The 17,379-nt window shown below is 66.0% G+C and carries 14 protein-coding genes; 4 read left to right on the plus strand and 10 right to left on the minus strand.

The window, feature by feature from the left end:
• The first annotated feature begins 48 nt into the window (after window positions 1-48).
• Entirely contained in the window at window positions 49-711 is a 663-nt protein-coding gene (locus LPW26_RS15400) for an O-methyltransferase (protein ID WP_238736294.1), read from the plus strand.
• Window positions 712-1,068: 357 nt separating this feature from the next.
• On the opposite strand, the gene LPW26_RS15405 is transcribed toward LPW26_RS15400, so the two are convergent.
• Window positions 1,069-2,205: an MFS transporter gene (locus LPW26_RS15405; protein WP_238736307.1), complete on the minus strand. Its 1,137-nt coding sequence runs from the start codon at window positions 2,203-2,205 to the stop codon at window positions 1,069-1,071.
• Between the two features lie 131 nt (window positions 2,206-2,336).
• Window positions 2,337-4,781, minus strand: coding sequence for a sensor domain-containing diguanylate cyclase (locus LPW26_RS15410; protein WP_238736295.1), 2,445 nt, complete (start codon window positions 4,779-4,781; stop codon window positions 2,337-2,339).
• 539 nt (window positions 4,782-5,320) lie between these two features.
• Here LPW26_RS15410 and thrS point away from each other — a divergent pair.
• Entirely contained in the window at window positions 5,321-7,408 is a 2,088-nt protein-coding gene (thrS, locus tag LPW26_RS15415; RefSeq protein WP_238736296.1) for a threonine--tRNA ligase, read from the plus strand.
• Window positions 7,409-7,427: 19 nt separating this feature from the next.
• Here the strand turns inward: thrS and LPW26_RS15420 are convergent, their stop codons facing one another.
• Both LPW26_RS15420 and LPW26_RS15425 read right to left on the minus strand, forming a co-directional pair.
• Window positions 7,428-7,796, minus strand: coding sequence for a helix-turn-helix domain-containing protein (locus tag LPW26_RS15420; protein WP_238736297.1), 369 nt, complete (start codon window positions 7,794-7,796; stop codon window positions 7,428-7,430).
• A gap of 8 nt (window positions 7,797-7,804) precedes the next feature.
• A complete protein-coding gene (locus LPW26_RS15425) occupies window positions 7,805-8,104 on the minus strand; it encodes a type II toxin-antitoxin system HigB family toxin (RefSeq protein WP_238736298.1) in 300 nt (99 codons plus the stop codon).
• A 106-nt stretch (window positions 8,105-8,210) separates the two neighbouring features.
• On the opposite strand from LPW26_RS15425, the gene LPW26_RS15430 reads away from it, so the two are divergent.
• On the plus strand, window positions 8,211-8,774 hold the full coding sequence (locus LPW26_RS15430) for a nitroreductase family protein (protein ID WP_238736299.1): 564 nt from the start codon (window positions 8,211-8,213) through the stop codon (window positions 8,772-8,774).
• 77 nt (window positions 8,775-8,851) lie between these two features.
• Here the strand turns inward: LPW26_RS15430 and LPW26_RS15435 are convergent, their stop codons facing one another.
• The 4 genes from LPW26_RS15435 to LPW26_RS15450 all read right to left on the minus strand — a co-directional run bounded on the left by LPW26_RS15435 (window position 8,852) and on the right by LPW26_RS15450 (window position 14,765).
• Window positions 8,852-10,267, minus strand: coding sequence for a caspase family protein (locus LPW26_RS15435; RefSeq protein ID WP_238736300.1), 1,416 nt, complete (start codon window positions 10,265-10,267; stop codon window positions 8,852-8,854).
• An 80-nt stretch (window positions 10,268-10,347) separates the two neighbouring features.
• Window positions 10,348-12,816, minus strand: a complete 2,469-nt coding sequence (locus tag LPW26_RS15440; protein WP_238736301.1) for a putative bifunctional diguanylate cyclase/phosphodiesterase — start codon at window positions 12,814-12,816, stop codon at window positions 10,348-10,350.
• 380 nt (window positions 12,817-13,196) lie between these two features.
• Window positions 13,197-13,613, minus strand: a complete 417-nt coding sequence (locus LPW26_RS15445) for a helix-turn-helix domain-containing protein (protein ID WP_238736302.1) — start codon at window positions 13,611-13,613, stop codon at window positions 13,197-13,199.
• A 96-nt stretch (window positions 13,614-13,709) separates the two neighbouring features.
• A complete protein-coding gene (locus tag LPW26_RS15450) occupies window positions 13,710-14,765 on the minus strand; it encodes a hypothetical protein (protein ID WP_238736303.1) in 1,056 nt (351 codons plus the stop codon).
• Window positions 14,766-15,021: 256 nt separating this feature from the next.
• Between LPW26_RS15450 and LPW26_RS15455 the strand changes: the two genes are divergently transcribed.
• Window positions 15,022-16,047 carry a patatin-like phospholipase family protein gene (locus LPW26_RS15455; RefSeq protein WP_238736304.1) on the plus strand — a complete coding sequence of 342 codons (1,026 nt, stop codon included), beginning with the start codon at window positions 15,022-15,024 and terminating at the stop codon, window positions 16,045-16,047.
• Between the two features lie 13 nt (window positions 16,048-16,060).
• Here the strand turns inward: LPW26_RS15455 and LPW26_RS15460 are convergent, their stop codons facing one another.
• Both LPW26_RS15460 and LPW26_RS15465 read right to left on the minus strand, forming a co-directional pair.
• The gene (locus LPW26_RS15460; protein WP_238736305.1) at window positions 16,061-16,237 is read right to left on the minus strand and encodes a hypothetical protein; all 177 of its coding nucleotides are present in this window, start codon (window positions 16,235-16,237) and stop codon (window positions 16,061-16,063) included.
• Complete coding sequence (locus LPW26_RS15465; protein WP_406677672.1) at window positions 16,234-17,328, minus strand: PepSY-associated TM helix domain-containing protein; 1,095 nt, start codon at window positions 17,326-17,328, stop codon at window positions 16,234-16,236. Before LPW26_RS15465 ends, LPW26_RS15460 begins: the two co-directional genes overlap by 4 nt.
• Window positions 17,329-17,379 lie beyond the last annotated feature (51 nt).

The following is a 17,379-nucleotide window of genomic DNA, read 5'->3' on the forward strand; positions in this document are numbered from 1 at the left end:
CGTATTTTCAGAAGCGCGCAACATCGCGCTGACGTTCCGGAGTTTGCAATGACCACCCTCACCACTGCCCCGCTCGCCCCGCTGCTGGCCGGGCTGTTCGACGACGCCAATGCGCGCTCGCCGGCCACCGACCCCGCTTTCGCCGACCTGATCGGCGATCAGGACCAGTTGATGCGGAGCAAGACTGACTACCTCTCGTTCTACGGACGGATGAAGGATCTGCCGCTCGCCGTCTCGCGCGAGACCGGCGTGCTGCTCTACATGCTGGCACGCAGCAGCCGCGCCGCCGCGATCGTCGAGTTCGGCACCTCGTTCGGCATCTCCACGCTGCATCTGGCCGCGGCGCTGCGCGACAATGGCGGCGGCCGGCTGATCACCACCGAGTTCGAGCCGTCGAAGCTGGCGCGCGCCAAGGCCAACCTCGCCGCGGGCGGGCTCGCCGATCTGGTGGAATTCCGCGAAGGCGACGCCTTGCAGACGCTGCGCACCGGTCTGCCGGAGCGGATCGACCTGGTGCTGCTCGACGGCGCCAAGGCGCTGTATCCGGAGATCCTCGCGCTGCTCGAGCCGCATCTGGCCCCCGGCGCGCTGATCGTGGCCGACAATGCGGACTACGCGCCCGATTATCTCACGCGGGTGCGCTCGCCGGCGCACGGCTATCTGTCGGTGCCGTTCGGCGACGACGTCGAGCTGTCGATGCGGCTCGGCTGATCACGACCGGCCCGCGCTCCGCGGGTCGCCTCTGCCAGATACGCTGGCCGTAAGCGTTCGACGTCAACCAACGCGCTCAACGATCCTCGCGATCGGAGCGCGCCGCATGCGGCCTCCGGTCGATCGAGGAACAGCCTGGAGAACGCCATGGCCAACCTCACGACCCGCGCCGCCGATCGCGGCGCGATCCACGCCGCCCTGCAGCGCCTGTCCGTCCGGGTCACCGTCGCGCTGATCGCGGTCGCCGCCGGCCTGCCGCTGCACGCCTCGCCGACCACGCTGCCGATGCTGGTCGCAGCACGGCTGCTGCTGGTGTTCAGCCGCCGCTTCCAGCGTTATGTGGCGGAGCGTAGGAGCTCACGCAGGGCCGGTGGCTCGTGGCGGCGGATCGCGCGTTGCCAACACCACGGCCAGCAGCGCGCAGGTCATCACCGCCGTCGAGACATAGCCGGCGGTGTGCAGCAGCCCGGCGGCGAACAGCACGCCGCCGATCGCCGAGCCGACCGCCTGGCCGAGATACAGCACCGACGTATTGAGCGACACCGTGGCGCCGGCCAACGCCGGACCGGCCGTCACCAGCCGCACCTGCTGCATCGAATTCGCCGCCGCAAAGCCGAGGCCCCACACCGCCACTGCGCTCGCCATCACCAGGAAATGCCCGGCGCCGAAGCTCCAGCCGGCGATGCCGGCCAGCATCAGCGAGGTGAACAGCGCAGAGGTCTTATACGAGCCCCAGCCGTCGACGATGCGGCTGGCGATCACGCTGCCGACGAAGCCGCAGACGCCGTAGGTCGCGAACACCAGCCCGATCGCGGCGGGGCCGGCGCCGGTCAGCCCGGTCAGCAGCGGACCGAAATAGGTGAAGACGACGAACTGCGCAGAAGTCTGGAGCACCGACACGCCGAGCAGCTTGAGGATGCGGCGGCTGCGCCCGACCGCCACCCAGGTGCTCACGTCGACCGGCGCGGCTCGCAGCCCGCCGGGCAGCCGCACCCACAACAGCGCGAAGCTGATCAGACCGAGCACCCCGATGCCGGCGAAAGGCGCGCGCCAGCCGAAATGGCCGGCCGCGAAGGTGATCAGCGGCACGCCGACCGCCACCGCCAGCGACCAGCCGAGAAACACATAGGCCATGGTGCCGCCGCGCTTCTCGATCGGCACGATCAGTGCAGCCGCACCGGCCGCCTGCGGCGTGTACAGCGCCCCGATCGCCAGCATCGCCAGCCGCAGCACAAGTAGGACAGTGTAGTTCGGCGCCAAGGCCGACCCGAGATTGCCGAGCGCCAGCACCAGCAACGTCGTCGCCAGCAGCAGCCGGCGGTCGATCCGGCTGGTCAGCCACGCCGTCAGCGGCGAGCCGATGCACAGCACCACCGCGCCGAAGGTGATCAGCAACCCGGCGTCGCGCACGCTGACGCCGAGTCCATCGGACAGTTCAAGCAGCATTCCGGCCGGCGCCAGAACCGAGGTTCCGGTGACGAAATTGCCGAGCATCAGGGCGGTGGGCGCGAAACGGCGGGACACCGGGAGAAGCTAGCAGGATTTTAATGCAAGTGCATTAACATTTGCACCGGTCAGACCGCGAGCGGAGCGTGATCGGACCGACCGGTCGACGTCGGTCGCGTTCACGCTTCCGGTTCAAAGAACTGGAATCCGTCTCGTCCACCGGACTTCACGACATAGAGCGCAATGTCGGCCATCTTCAGCACGGCGGCCGCATCCGTTGCGGAGTCCGGCGCCATCGCGATCCCGATACTGACCCCGACCGAAACCTGCGTCCCAGCGATGTCGAATGGTTGCGAGACCAGCCTGACGATTCTCTCGGCCAGCCCCCTCGCCGCCTTGAGCCGGTCCTTTGCGACGAATTGAATGATCGCGAATTCGTCGCCGCCCACGCGGGCGAGAACATCGGTCTTTCGAAGGGAAGATCTGAGCCGTTGCGCGGCTTCCCGCAGCAGTTGGTCTCCCGCGGCGTGCCCGAGCGTGTCGTTGATCTGCTTGAACCTGTCGAGATCGAGCATGAAGAGTGTGAACGGCTCGCCGTTCCGCTGCAGGCGCGCCACGGCGGTTGCGATGGCTTCATCGAACGCAGCGCGATTTGCCAGCCCGGTCAGAAGGTCGTGATGCGCGAGAAAGAGAATCTCGGCCTCGCGGCGTTGCCGCTCGGTGATATCCTTGTGCGTGCTGACCCAGCCGCCTTCCGGCAGAGGCTGTCGCGTCAGATTGATGAGCCGCCCATCGGACAGCTTCTGGACCCGGCTGGAGGCGGCATCGGTCGTCGGAGCGGAGAGCTTCAGCCATTCCGCATGACTTGCGGCGTCGTCGGCAATGACGCCGTTCTGGATGCAAAATCCGACAATGTCCCGGATATGCGTGCCGACCTGCTGCAGCGCGGGGGGCAGTTGATACAGCTTGGCGTACAGATTGTTGCAGATCACCAGCGTGCCGTTCGAGTCGAACATCGCGACTCCGTCGCCCAGATTCTCCAGCGCGACTTTGAGCCGGGCGGTTTGGAGGCGCTGCTCCTGTTCGTGAGCCTCGCGGAGATGGATGTTTTCCGCTTTCATTCGCCGTGCCGTCTCGGTTTCGATCAGCGCCCGGAATTCGCGCGCGATCGCAATATCGCCATCCTGCCAGGGGGCGGAATAACCGCTCACGGTCTGGATCCAGACGGCGAAGGATGTGCGGGGCGATATGACCCCCGTTGCCGCATCGGCGACGGCCGGCTCGGCCGGATTGCCGCCCCAGCGTGTGGTGCGCGACTGCTCCGGGCGGAACCATAAGATCGCGTCCTCCGCGCCGCTGGCGAGCGGCAGCAGCAGAGCGCCACTGCCGTCCCGCTTGCATTCCGACAGTGCGGGATGGCGCAAACCGAGATCGTCGCAGGCCAGCATCTCGCCGCCGGATTCGTTACGCAGCAGCACGAGCGCGCGCTCGGCCTGGTCGAGCGACGGCGTCCGGCCGATGCAGCGGACCGTCCCGGAAAGACTGATGAGGGCGCCCGCGGCATCGACCAGATCGAGCAATTCGGATTCCATCGCAGCGAACCCGGCGAGCATTGTCGGCGCGGACGCGAACTGCTCGGCGAGCGTCACGATGGTCGCGTTGCGCTCGGCTCTTTTCTTCGCGGCCTCGGCCTCACCCAGAGGACTGAGCAATGTGGAGACGAACTGCCCCAGAATGTCTGCGGCCGCGCGCATCTCGGGTCCCAGATTGCGCGGAGTCCGATGGTGACACACCAGCATGCCCCAAAGCGCCGGCCCATCCGCCAATCCGATCGTTAAACTCGCCGTGGTATGCATGTTCTGCATGAAAGCGAGATGATAGGGCGAAACGCTGCGCAAGGTGCTGCAGGTCATATCGAGCGGCTCCCCGTCGTCGAGCGTCCGGTCGGTGAGCAGCGGGACCGGCAGATATCTGCAATCGACGATGGCGCCGACGCGCTGGCGCAAATACAGCTGCCTGGCCTGAGGCGGAATGTCCGATGCGGGATAGTGGAGTCCCAAATACGGGTCCAGTTCGGCGCACCGAGCCTCGGCGATCACTTCGCCATGCCCGTCGACGTCGAACCGATAGGCCATCACCCGGTCGTATCCGGTGATTTCCCTGAGGCTGCGCACCGCAAGCGCACACAGTTCACGCTGCCCCTCCGCAGACTTGAATGCGTCGAGCACGGCCCGCACCCGGTGAACAGGCGAAAGCGATCCGAGTCGCGCCGAAATGGGTTCAATATCGATGCAGACGTGCGGGCCGACCCTGTAGGCGCTCAAATGGAGATCTTTGCCGTACCAGCCGGACAGCTGATACAGCGCGCTGTGGTCGCTGGATATTGCGTCGAGTATCCTGGAACTGGCCAACGCTCCGATCGACTGCTGAAGCGTTCGCCCCAAGGCCGCACCGGCGGAGATGCCGAGTATCTCGTCGAGGTTGGCGCTGGCATGCGTCACGAGAGACGTATCAATCCGCGCAGCGATCAAAGCACCGTGCGGCTGGATCGCGCCGGGAATATGGATCGGCTCACGGCCGCAGATCGAGTCGTCCAGATCGGATTGCACAATATCACTCGCCATGGCTGATATTCTTTTTCCAGACTTTCCAGGATGCGGGACCGCTCCGCCACACGTCCCTTCCCCGCCCAGGTTCGAACCAGCGGGATGATCGGCGCTACTACTCGGTCCGATAGGGACGAGGTCCCGGCGCGCCGGCATCACGAAAATGCCGAATGGAATGATGGCTGACGCAAATCTGTGAAGCGTCTCATCGGGGCACCACCGCAGCCGAGGATCGGCGCACGACCCCTCATCTGCCAACCTGCCCGGGGTGAATTTGTTCCTGTTCGTGCCGCGAAATCGCGATCATCTCGGCCTCGGACGGCGGGACAAAGGGCCCGACCGAGCTGACGGAATGGCGGGCGATGGCAAAGGCCGCCGGCGGGCACTTCCCGCGGGTCGATGTTTTTGCATTCAACCGGGAGGCCCCTCCGCCCAGGTCATCGGCCAATCCAGTGCGCGAAAATCCCACAGGCTTGGTTGCATCGTCGGAATCGCCTGCTATATCGCTCGTCCGCTTACCTGCGCTCGTGTGCAGGAGTGAGCCACAGGAGAACGACATGACCGACAAGACTCCCGCCGATAAAGCCCAAGCCGACAAAGCCGCCGCCGACAAGGCGCCCGCTTCCGGCTTCCAATTCACCCTCTCCAATCTGAAGCCGGCGGCGCATGCCGCGCAGGTGACCGTCACCTTCCCGGACGGCAAGACCCGCGAATATCCGCGCGGCACCACTGGGCTCGACATCGCCAAGGGCATCTCGCCGTCGCTGGCCAAGCGCACCGTGGCGATGGCGCTGGACGGCAGGCTGACCGACCTCGCCGATCCGATCGAGGACAATGCGGCGATCGACTTCGTCGCCCGCGACGACGCGCGCGCGCTCGAGCTGATCCGCCACGACGCCGCCCATGTGCTCGCCGAAGCGGTGCAGAGCCTGTGGCCGGGCACCCAGGTCACCATCGGCCCGACCATCGAGAACGGGTTCTACTACGACTTCTTCCGCAACGAGCCGTTCACGCCCGAAGACTTCGCGGCGATCGAAAAGCGGATGCGCGAGATCATCCAGCGCGACAAGCCGTTCACCAAGGAAGTCTGGACCCGCGACGAGGCCAAGCGGGTGTTCGCCGACAATGGCGAAGCCTTCAAGGTCGAGCTGGTCGACGCCATTCCGGAAGATCAGACCATCAAGATCTATCGCCAGGGCGAGTGGTTCGATCTGTGCCGCGGCCCGCACATGACCTCGACCGGCAAGATCGGCACGGCCTTCAAGCTGATGAAGGTGGCCGGCGCGTATTGGCGCGGCGACAGCAACAATCCGATGCTGACCCGCATCTACGGCACCGCCTTCGCCAAGCAGGAAGACCTCGACGCGTATCTCAAGCAGATCGAGGAAGCCGAGAAGCGCGACCATCGCCGGCTCGGCCGCGAGCTCGACCTGTTTCACTTCCAGGAGGAAGGCCCGGGCGTCGTGTTCTGGCACGCCAAAGGCTGGAGCATCTTCCAGTCGCTGGTCGGCTACATGCGCCGCCGCCTCGCCGGCGACTACAACGAGGTCAATGCGCCGCAGATCCTCGACAAGGTGCTGTGGGAGACGTCCGGTCACTGGGACTGGTATCGCGAGAACATGTTCGCGGCGCAGTCCGCCGGTGAAGACGCCGAGGACAAGCGCTGGTTCGCGCTGAAGCCGATGAACTGCCCGGGCCACGTGCAGATCTTCAAGCACGGCCTGAAGAGCTATCGCGACCTGCCGCTGCGTCTCGCCGAATTCGGCGTGGTGCATCGCTACGAGCCGTCGGGCGCGATGCACGGGCTGATGCGGGTGCGCGGCTTCACCCAGGACGACGCGCATGTGTTCTGCACCGAGGCGCAGCTCGCCGACGAGTGCATGAAGATCAACGACCTGATCCTGTCGACCTACTCGGACTTCGGCTTCGAGGGCGAACTGACGGTGAAGCTCTCGACCCGTCCGGACAAGCGCGTCGGCACCGACGAGATGTGGGATCACGCCGAGCGCGTGATGGCCACCGTGCTCAGCGAGATCAAGGCGCAGGGCTCGAACCGCATCAAGACCGAGATCAACCCGGGCGAAGGCGCGTTCTACGGGCCGAAGTTCGAATACGTGCTGCGCGACGCGATCGGCCGCGACTGGCAGTGCGGCACCACGCAGGTCGACTTCAACCTGCCGGAGCGGTTCGGCGCGTTCTACATCGACGCCGATGGCGCCAAGAAGGCGCCGGTGATGGTGCACCGCGCGATCTGCGGCTCGATGGAGCGCTTCATCGGCATCCTGATCGAGCACTTCGCCGGCAACTTCCCGCTGTGGCTGGCACCGGTGCAGGTCGTCGTCACCACGATCACGTCGGAAGGCGACGACTACGCGCGGAAAGTCCTGGCGGCGCTGCGCAAGGCCGGCCTGCGCGCCGACATCGATCTGCGCAACGAGAAGATCAACTTCAAGGTGCGCGAACATTCGCTCGCCAAGGTCCCCGCCCTGCTGGTGGTCGGCAAGAAGGAAGCCGAGACCCATCAGGTCTCCGTCCGCCGCCTCGGCAGCGACGGCCAGAAGGTGATGCCGACCGACGAAGCCATCGCCGCGCTGGTCGACGAAGCGACGCCGCCAGACGTGCGGCGGATGCGGGAGACGAACTAAGCGCCACCGCGCGGCGGCGTCAGGCCGCCTCGCCTGCGCCCTTGATCAGGGACTCGGCCGGAATGCCGAGCCCCTGATGAAGTTTCCGGATCATCGGCAACGTCAACGCGCGCTTGCGGTTGAGCACTTCGTGCACCCGGTTGCGGCTGCCGATGAACGGGATCAGATCACGCGGCTGCAGGTCGTTCTGTTCCATGTGATAGCGGATCGCTTCCACCGGATCGGGCAGATCGAGCGGATAATGCTTGCGCTCCCACGCCTCGACCAGCGTGACGAGAACGTCGAGACGGTCGCCCTCCGGCGAATTGCGCCGCGCGCCCATCAGCTCTTCGATCTGCTTGAGCACCCGTCGATAGTCGCGCTGCGATTTGATCGGAACTACATCCATATCGGACCTCATACGCTCTGCGCGTCGATCGCATCATACTCGCGATGCGTGCCGACGAAGCGGATATAAACCACACGATAGGGATAGTTGATCCAGACCACGACCCGGTATTTGTTGCCAGCGATGTTGAACACCGCACGCCCGTCTCTCAAGATGCTGACGGTCCGGAACTCTCGCTTTAGATCGGCCGGCCTCGCCCAATCGCCCGACCGGACATGCCTGAACCACGCCATCAACGGCTCGCGCGCATCGTCGACGCCGGCGCGCGCGAGAAACGACTTGACCGTGCTGAGCGCTATCACCCTCACCGAAGCAACCTAGCATGGTCCCATATTGGGACCAAGATCAATTCCAAACGCAATTTTGCGGTGATGTGCTACCACCCTGCCCGATCCAAAACAGAACGAGCCCCCCATGCCCGACCCCATCAATTTTCTGAAGACCCGCCGCTCGGTGAAGCCGCGCGAGATGACTGGCCCCGGCCCCTCGCCCGAGGAACTCGAGACGATCCTGACGATCGGCGCCCGCGTTCCCGATCACGGCAAGATCGCGCCGTGGCGGTTCGTCGTGTTCGAGGGCGAGGCGCGGACGCGTGGCGGCGCGGTGATCGCCGAAGTGTTCGCGCGCAAGCATCCGGAGGCGACCGCTGCCGAGATCGCGACCGAACAGGGCCGGCTCTCCGAAGCCCCGCTGGTGATCGCGGTGGTGAGTTCGCCCAAGCCGCATCCGAAGGTGCCGCTGTGGGAGCAGGAATTGTCGGCGGGCGCGAGCTGCATGAACATCGTCGCCGCCGCCACCGCGCTCGGCTATGGCGCCAACTGGCTGAGCGGCTGGATCGCCTACGACCGCGACGTGCTTGCCGGGCTCGGCCTGAAGGAACACGAAAAGCTCGCCGGCTTCATCCACATCGGCACACCCACGCGCGCGAATGAAGACCGCCCGCGGCCCGTGCTGAGCGAGGTGGTGACGCGGTTCTAGCTCTCACGCGCCAAAGACGTGGTCGATCCGATGCGCTCGGGCGCTCGCGACCGGATCGACCGATTAGTACACACAGATCAATCGCGCACCGTCGCGAAGGCACCGGTGGCGGCGTCGACCATGCAACAGGCCGAGGCCCAGCCGCTGCGCCCTCCCCACTCGACCTCGCACCACGGAGCGCGTCCGCCGTCCTCGGATTTGCGGCAGCGCCCGACTTCGACGCCGGACGTCCCGGCCGGAATCGAGAACAAGGCCGGGTGAGCCGTGCCCGGCCCGGCGCGTACATGAAGGACGCCCTGAGATACGCTGTCGAGCACGCGGAAGACGCGCCGCGCACGCGACGAAGCTTGAGGCGGTGCAGCGTCGTCGCCCGATGTCTCGACGATCGAGCGGCTCGAAACCCAGCCGGCGCGGCCGCGCCATTCGACCTCACACCAGGGATTGCGGCCGCCATCATCCGGTGAACGGCAGCGTCCCTTGAAGACGCCGGTGCTGCCGGCGGGAATCGCAACGACGATCGGATGACCCGTGCCGGGCCCGGACCGCATGTTGAGGATGCCTTCAGAGATGCCGTCGAGCACGCGGAAGCCCCGAGGCGGCAACGCCGCTGGCGTCATTGATGGCGACGCATTCGGCAGCGTGACGGGCTCTGCCGGCCGCGGTGACGACGGTTGGGCTGGCTCAGGCTGCACGGCGGCGACCTGCGGACGCGTCGGCGCGTCGGCCGCGTTGGCGGGGTGGCCGGAGAAATAGAAGTCGCCCTGTATCGGCGACGACGACAGCCAGGGCTGCTGCGCGTTGGCGGTCGCCTTCTTCACCGCGAGCCCGACACGGTTGAAGGTCTGAAAGACGTCGAGCCCTGGCCGCGTCATGATCTCGGCGAGGGCCCGCGTGTAGGGACTGTTGCCGTCGTCTCCGTCCAAAGCGACGTTGCCGGGCTGGGTCGAGTAGGAGATCAGCGTGCCCTCGGGCGCCTGCATCTGCGCCAGACCGCCGCCGGAGGAGCGCAGCCCGCGACCGCCGAACGGATTGTTGCGGCAGGCGTCGAGCAACACGATGTTCAGCCGCGTGCCGGCGCTCTCCATCTGCCGCAGCACCAGCCCGACATCCAGCATCTGGAAATCGACGTCGGCCTCGCGCGTCGGATTGGCGCCGACCGGCACCAGATAGTTGACGCCGCGAATCTGCAGGCCGTGGCCCGCATAGTAGAACAGCCCGACATCTGCGCCGGCGGCGTCGCGGCCGAACTGCTGCACCAGGCTGTCGAACCGGGCCTTGTCCACGTCGAGCTGGGCGCCCCCGCCGACCAGCCTGAAGCCGAGCCGGCGCAGCGTTGCGACCATGAGTTCGGCGTCCTTGGTCGGGTTGTCGAGCGCGGCGACGTGCCGATACGCAGAATTGCCGACGACCAGCGCCACCCGGGTCTCGGCCCAGGCCGCCGAACACAGCACCATCATGACAAGCCCCAGCAGCAGCCCAGCTGCCCGATCCATGGCCGCGATCTCCTCCCGCCGATACCGAGACGATAGACCGATCGATCCATGCCGCCAATGCCGAAGCCGCGGCGCCGTTGCTACGCCGCCCGCGACGCCTGCCGGCCGAACTTCGCCAGCAGCCCCGCGATCTCCGACGCCGGGCGCGCCGGGCTGAACAGGAAGCCCTGCACCTCGTGGCAGCCTTCGGCGCGCAGCGCGTCGAGCTGATCCGGCGTTTCGACGCCTTCGGCGAGCGTCGTGATGTTCAGGCTGCGGCCGAGACCGGCGATGGCGCGCACGATGGCGAGGCAGTCCGGACGCTCGGTGAGGTCTTTGACGAACGAGCGATCGATCTTGATCTTGTCGAACGGAAAGCTGCGCAAGTAACTGAGCGACGAGTAGCCGGTGCCGAAATCGTCCATCGAGATCCGGACGCCGAGGCTGCGGAGCTGATGCAGCGTCGCGAGATTGGCCTCGCTGTCGGCGAGAAACAGCGACTCGGTGATCTCGAGCTCCAGCCGGCGCGGCGACAGCCCGGACTGCGCCAGCGCCGAGATCACCACCTGCACCAGGTTGCGGCTACGGAATTGCACCGGCGACAGGTTGACCGCGACCTTGATGTCGTCCGGCCAGCGCGACGCTTCCAGACAGGCCTGGCGCAGCACCCATTCGCCGAGACCGACAATCAGGCCGATATCCTCGGCGACCGGAATGAAATCGGCCGGCGAGATCATGCCGCGCTCGGGATGCCGCCAGCGCAGCAGGCTCTCGAAGCCGCCGACGCGGTCGGCGGCAAGATCGATCAGCGGCTGATAGTGCAGTTCGAATTCGCCATGCGCGAAGGCGTGGCGCAGGTCGATCTCCATGTCGCGGCGGATCTGCGCCTGGCGGTCCATCTCCTTCTCGAAGAAATGGTGGCAGCCGCCGCCGGCGTCCTTGGCGCGATACAGCGCCATATCGGCATTGCGCAGCAGCGCCTCGCAATCGTCGCCGTCGCCGGGCGCCAGCGCGATGCCGATCGAGGCGCCGATCACCACTTCGAGCCCGTCCATGTCGTAGGGCGCGCTGACGATCGCGATCAGCCGCGCAGCGAAATCGCTGGCCTCGTTGGGCGAGTCGAGCTGGCTCAGCACCAGCGCGAATTCATCACCGCCGAGCCGTGCCACCAGATCGCCGCTGCCGACGGCGCCGCGCAGCCGTTCGGCGACGGAGCGCAGCACACGGTCGCCCATCGGATGACCGAACGAGTCGTTGACGTTCTTGAACAGGTCGAGGTCGAGACACATCACGCCGACATGGCCGTCGCCGCTGCGGCGCTGATCCAGTGCCCGCTGCAGCCGTTCCTGATACAGCGCGCGGTTCGGCAGATTGGTGAGGCCGTCGTGATGGGCCATATGGGCGATTTTCGCCTCGGCCTTGCGACGCTCGGTAATGTCCACCACCGCGACGAGAAATCCTTCGCGCCCGCCGAACACGACGCGGCGGCCAAAGGTCAGCACCTCGATCTGCGTGCCATCGGCCGTGAGGTGACGGCAGTTGCCTTCGGACTGATAGCTGTCACCAATGCCCAGCAGCGCGTGGCTCTGCGCCGCCCATTCGTCGCTCGGCCAGATCTCGCGCAGCGTCATTCGCAGGAAGCTGTCACGGTCGTAGCCGTAATGCTGCACGGCGGCGTCGTTGACGCTGAGAAATTCGGTGGTGGCGGCATCGAACACCCACATCGGCATCGGATTGCCGTCGAACAGCAGACGGAATGAATCTTCGCGTTTCTTCAGCGAGGTGATGTCGGAGATCGTCAGCGAAACGATATCGCCGAAGCCGTTGGCGCTGAGGCTGAGATTGCGATCGTCCGTGTCGATCGCAATGGTATCTTGCCCGCCGGTATCGGCCAGCGCCAGCAGCCGCGCGACCACGCCGGGGGCGCACAGCAGATGCTTGCCTCCCGACAACCGGCTCCATTGCAACGCGGAGGACGACTCGCCGAGCAGTTCGGATGCGCCGTCGTTGAGGTGCACGATCTGAAAATCGAACGGCCGCTCGTCGGACCCGCGGATCACCGCGAGCGAGACGATACCATCGTCCGTCGAGGAGAAGATCGCGTCCAGCAGATTGTAGCGGAAGCCGTCTTCGTTGATGTAGACGCCGACCAGCGTGGCGCCCCAGCGCGACGCCGTCGGCAGCGCCAGCAGCACGTATTTCTGCACGATGCCGTCGCGGACCACATGAGCCGTGCCGAGATAAGGCTGCTGGTTCTGCAGTGCGCTCCGCGCGGTCTGCATCAGCGCGGTAGCACAATCCGGCGACAGCGCATCGAGCGGAATGTCCCAGCGTTCATCACCGAGCCATTGCTGAACATAGCGGCCGGCGCGAGACACACCAGGCATATCGCCGGTGAGCTGCAGCAGCGCCATCTGGTCGGCGATCCGGCCGAGACTGCCGAGCATCACCTCCTCATAGCTCGGCAGCGACTGTCCAGGCTGGACCGCCGCGTACCACTTGCGCTGCAGAATTGCGAGATCGGCAGAGAGCTGGGTCCTCAGCGTCTCCCGATTGATTCTTACCGTCACTTGCCGCGCCCCCGCGCCCACACAGTTCCAGGGAGCAGTCGAACGTATTCCAGATTAAGACGATGTAAACGGCGGGGTGGTCAGACGAAAATTGCCGTGACGCGAAGCTTCAAATTCATCGGATGGTTAGTTCGCGTTAGAGACTATAACAGAACGATGTAAAATCGGGCCCTCGATCCGCTTGCCGAGGACGCCGATTTCGATGTGCGGCGCCGACCGTCAACGACGCTTCGCTTTGCCGCCCCGTCCCGACACACGCGGATGTCGCGGACAACGACAGTGCTTTCACCACGCATCGATGTCGTGAAGTCCGGCGCGATCGCGGAATGTTACCGTTCGTCGTCTGGTCACGTCGATGATTCGCAAATCTTGAAGCTTCGTCAGCAACGCGAGACCGTTTCGTTGCTCAGGCCGAGATAGTCCGCAATATCGTATTCGCACATCGGCAGGCACATGATGCCGTCGGCGACCAGGCGGCGATCCATCTCGAGCAGAAAAGCCGCGACTCGTTCCGAAGCCGACTTTCGCCCCAGCAGCAGCAGGCGCTCATGAGCACTTCGCAATTTGTCGGACACGATGTTGCGAAGCTGCCAAGCGAGCTTGGGATCGGCGCTTGTCTCGCGCGCGAGGTCATCCAGGCTCACCATCAAACACCGATGGCAACGAGGTGATCGCGGAGACTGCACATAGTTCAGAATGATTTTCGAACTAAATCGTACCTCGATACAGTTCCCTGAACGAAACAGCATCGCGCTGAACTCGCAGATCGGCGTAACCGACTGAAAGTTCCATTGCATAGACGTAGTTCCGTTCAGCGCGAACGATCGAACGGCGGCCATTGGCCTCGACGGCGCGCCAAGACTTCAGCGCCAAGATTTTAGCGCGCCAGGACTTCAGCGCGCCAGGACTTCGATGTCGCCGTCGACGCCGTTGACGACATTGAAGCCGCGCTCGAACATCTTGCCTTCGTTCTTGGCGATGGCGCGATACTCACCTTCGGAGAGGATCACGCGCGGGAATGCGCCGATCGATTCCTTGACGACGTCGCCACCGGGCGTCAGCACCGACCACGCGGTGTTGGCGAGCGCTTCGCCGCCGTTATCCGATACCAGCTTCAGCGTGATCACCGCGGCGCGGTGGGTGACGGTGACGTCGGTCAGCTTGCCTGCGGTGACACGGATGTCCGAGCGCACCACCGAATTGGCGTCGCCGTAATTCGACACGATGTAGTACGTGCCCTCCGGCACCAGCACGACGTCGCCGGCGGCTGCATTCGGCACCAGCGGGGCGCGTTGCGCGTTGTCGAACTGGCTGCCTTTGAAGATGGAGAACGAGATCTGGTTCTGCGGAATCCGCGTGCCGCCGACGCGGCCCTCGATTCGCAGCCCGCCGGCCGGCAGGATAAAGGCTTCGCGGTCGGTATCCGCCTTCAAGGTCACCGGACGCACTGCGCTGACCAGACCGTGGGCGACGTGCACCACGTAGTTGCCGGGCGGCAGCACGATATTCGGCGTTGGTCCGTGCTCCTCGCGGACCAGCTTGATCACGCCGCTCTCGTCCGGCCGGTCGGAGTAGACCCGCCACACCAGGCCGCTGTTGATGGTCGGCAGGTCCTTGCCATACCGCGCTGTCAGCGCCAGCACGCCCTGCGGGGCGGCAGCCGGGGCCGGCAATGGCGAGATGATCGGGGGCGTCACGGCAGCCACAGGCGGCTGCGTCAGCGGCGCCGGCAGGGTCGGCACAGCGGCCGGGCCCGCCGAGGGCGCGAGGCTGATGGCCCCGCCGGCCGGCGGCTCGGGGACCGACGCAGGAGGAACCGGCGGCGGGCGGTCGCTGAAGAATTGCGCCGACGCCGGCTGCAGCAGCAAAGCGGCCCAGCACGCGGACGCGCAGGCGAGCGTCAGCCGTGCGCGTGGGCCTGCCCGGCCAATTTTACCCCTGCAAATCATGGCCGATGGTTTTCACTGAAAACGCGGCAAATTCAAGCCTTGCCGCAGACCGGAGCGGCTGCGCACAGGCGGAGCGGTATTGGGGTCATTTTCGCCGGAATGTCACGATTTCCCCCTAGTTCGGACTTTCACAGCGCTCCATGATGCGGCGCAAAGGCGCGCTGGCAAAGATCAATTGAACGCGCTTTGATGGTGGCTGATTTACACCGCGCAGGCCTTCCCCTGTAGGACGGCCTGCCGGTTCTAGGAGACGATCGTGCTGGAAAATCTGATCGGTCGCGGGTCCAGCAGCCCGCCGGCGCCCGACAAAGTCGGGCTCGACACCATTCGCCGGCCGGTCATCGGTCTGGCGCTCGGCGGCGGCGCGGCGCGCGGCTTTGCCCATATTGGTATCCTCCGGACGCTGATCGGCGCCGGCATCGTGCCGGACGTGGTGGTGGGCACCTCGATCGGCGCGGTGGTCGGCGGCGCCTACGTGGCCGGCCATCTCGACACGCTGGAAGAATGGGCCCGCCAGCTGCAGCCGCGCAATATTCTGGGCTATCTCGACATTAGGCTGGACGGTTCGGGCCTGATCGGCGGCGGCAAGCTCGCCGCGCAGCTCGAGGCGACGCTCGGCCAGATCCTGATCCAGGATCTCAAGCAGAAATTCGCCAGCGTCGCGACCGAGATCCGCACCGGCCACGAAATCTGGCTGACTCACGGCCGGGTGGTCGACGCGGTGCGGGCGTCCTACGCCCTCCCCGGCATCTTCTCGCCGGTGCTGATCGGCGATCGCTGGCTGGTCGATGGCGCGCTGGTCAATCCGGTGCCGGTGTCGGCGGCACGCGCGCTCGGCGCCGAGATCGTGATCGCCGCCAACGTCTCCAGCGATGTGTTCGGCCATGGCACCACGATCTTCTCGCACGGCGCGGTCGACGAGGTGATCGAGCCGGCGCCGGAGCCGGCGCAAAAGCGCGGCTTCGGCCGGTTCTTCTCGCCGGAGAAATTCGTCAAGCAGGAGATCTTCGGCAGCGGCAACCGCCCCGGCATCTCCAAGGTGATGGTCGACGCCTTCAACATCATGCAGGACCGCATCACCCGCGCCCGCCTCGCCGGCGATCCGCCCGACATGCTGATCTCGCCGCGGGTCGGCCGGATCGGCTGGTTCGACTTCCACCGCGCCGACGAAATGATCGCCCACGGCGCCCGTGCCGCCGAACGCGCGATCGATTCGATCCGCGAAGCGATCGAAGAAGTCGCGCCGCAGGCAGCCAAAGTGGACGTGCCGGTCGAGACCTGAGCCTGGTGCCAGCCTAGCGGCGACGCGCGGCAGACGCGCACCAGGCGATCGTCAGCAGCGGCAGCGCCAGCGCGATCCAGCATAGGCCTCGCCAGATGCCGTGATCGCCGGCCAGCGCCGACAGCAATCCGAACAATGTCGCCGCCGCCAGCGCAATCGGCCACAGCCATTGTCGTCCCGCGGCGCTCATGCGGCGAGGCTCCCCGGCTGCGGTGCGGCCTCGCGATACGGCCGCTTCGCCCACCACAGATACAGGCCGCTGATCAGAACGACGATCGTCGCGACGTCGAGCAGCGCCCAGATGATCTTCAGCGGCAGACCGCCATAATCGCCGAAATGCAGCGGCTGCGACATGAACAGCGCCGTCGCGTACCACGGCATGTCGCGCACCGAGACCACCTGCCCGGTCGATGCGTCGGCCAATGCCGGCTTGAGGATGCGGCTGGTGATCGGCGTGTTGCCGGTGAGGAAGATCGCGACGTGCGACGGCGTGGCGAACGGCGTGCCGGGAAACGCCACCGTCATCACGTTCATGCCGGGCACTGCCGCGCGGACCTCGCGTAGGACCTCGTCGATCGACGCCCGCCGGCCTTCGCTCGCCGCCGGCTTCGCCTGCGACGCCATCTCGACAAGCTGATTGGCCTGCCAGGCGAGTTCGATCGGCGCCGCCAGCGTGTTGACGACGCCGGTGAAGCTGACCACGCCGAACCACGCGAGCGTGACGACCCCCAGCAGATTGTGCAGGTCGAGCCAAGTCCGCCGGCGGCTGCCGTCGGTCCGCACCACGCCGAAAGCGAGACGCCTTGTGAACGGACCGTACAGGACCACGCCCGACACGATGGCGATAACGAGCAGCAGTCCCATGGAGCCGAGGAACAGCGTGCCCGGCACGCCCGCGAACAAATCGAGATGCAGCCGCGTCATCACATACAGAAAGCCCTCGTTCGGCTGCGGGACGGCAATCTGCGCTCCGGTGCGGGTGTCGAACACCTGATAGTGAAACGATGCCGGGTCGGCCGTCATCGACGCCGCGGTCGGCACCTTCAGGATCGGATGGTCCCGATCGTAGAACAGATACGGCACCACCTCGCCCGGACGCGCGGCCATTGCGCGCGCGACCATGGACTCCACCGATGCCGAGCCTGGCGACGCCGTCGCCGCCGCGAGCTGAAGATCGGGACCGAGTTCATCCTTGAAGATCAGCGGCAGGCCGGTCAGGCACAGCAGCAGCGCGAACACCGTGCAGACCAGGCTGCTCCAGCGATGCACCCAGACCCAGATTCGGACGGGGGGGCGCGGGCAGAGCGGGGGGCCCCCCCCCCGGGGGGAGGA

Source organism: Rhodopseudomonas infernalis (assembly GCF_022271405.1).
Taxonomy (GTDB): domain Bacteria; phylum Pseudomonadota; class Alphaproteobacteria; order Rhizobiales; family Xanthobacteraceae; genus Rhodopseudomonas; species Rhodopseudomonas infernalis.

Bases quoted from the DNA above. Each gene is read 5' to 3' on its own strand.
- thrS (WP_238736296.1), top strand. From the start codon at position 5,321: ATGACCGACAAGACTCCCGCCGATAAAGCCCAAGCCGACAAAGCCGCC.
- LPW26_RS15435 (WP_238736300.1), bottom strand. From the start codon at position 10,267: ATGGATCGGGCAGCTGGGCTGCTGCTGGGGCTTGTCATGATGGTGCTG.
- LPW26_RS15420 (WP_238736297.1), bottom strand. From the start codon at position 7,796: ATGGATGTAGTTCCGATCAAATCGCAGCGCGACTATCGACGGGTGCTC.
- LPW26_RS15430 (WP_238736299.1), top strand. From the start codon at position 8,211: ATGCCCGACCCCATCAATTTTCTGAAGACCCGCCGCTCGGTGAAGCCG.
- LPW26_RS15410 (WP_238736295.1), bottom strand. From the start codon at position 4,781: ATGGCGAGTGATATTGTGCAATCCGATCTGGACGACTCGATCTGCGGC.
- LPW26_RS15400 (WP_238736294.1), top strand. From the start codon at position 49: ATGACCACCCTCACCACTGCCCCGCTCGCCCCGCTGCTGGCCGGGCTG.
- LPW26_RS15460 (WP_238736305.1), bottom strand. From the start codon at position 16,237: ATGAGCGCCGCGGGACGACAATGGCTGTGGCCGATTGCGCTGGCGGCG.
- LPW26_RS15445 (WP_238736302.1), bottom strand. From the start codon at position 13,613: ATGCAATGGAACTTTCAGTCGGTTACGCCGATCTGCGAGTTCAGCGCG.
- LPW26_RS15450 (WP_238736303.1), bottom strand. From the start codon at position 14,765: ATGATTTGCAGGGGTAAAATTGGCCGGGCAGGCCCACGCGCACGGCTG.
- LPW26_RS15405 (WP_238736307.1), bottom strand. From the start codon at position 2,205: ATGCTCGGCAATTTCGTCACCGGAACCTCGGTTCTGGCGCCGGCCGGA.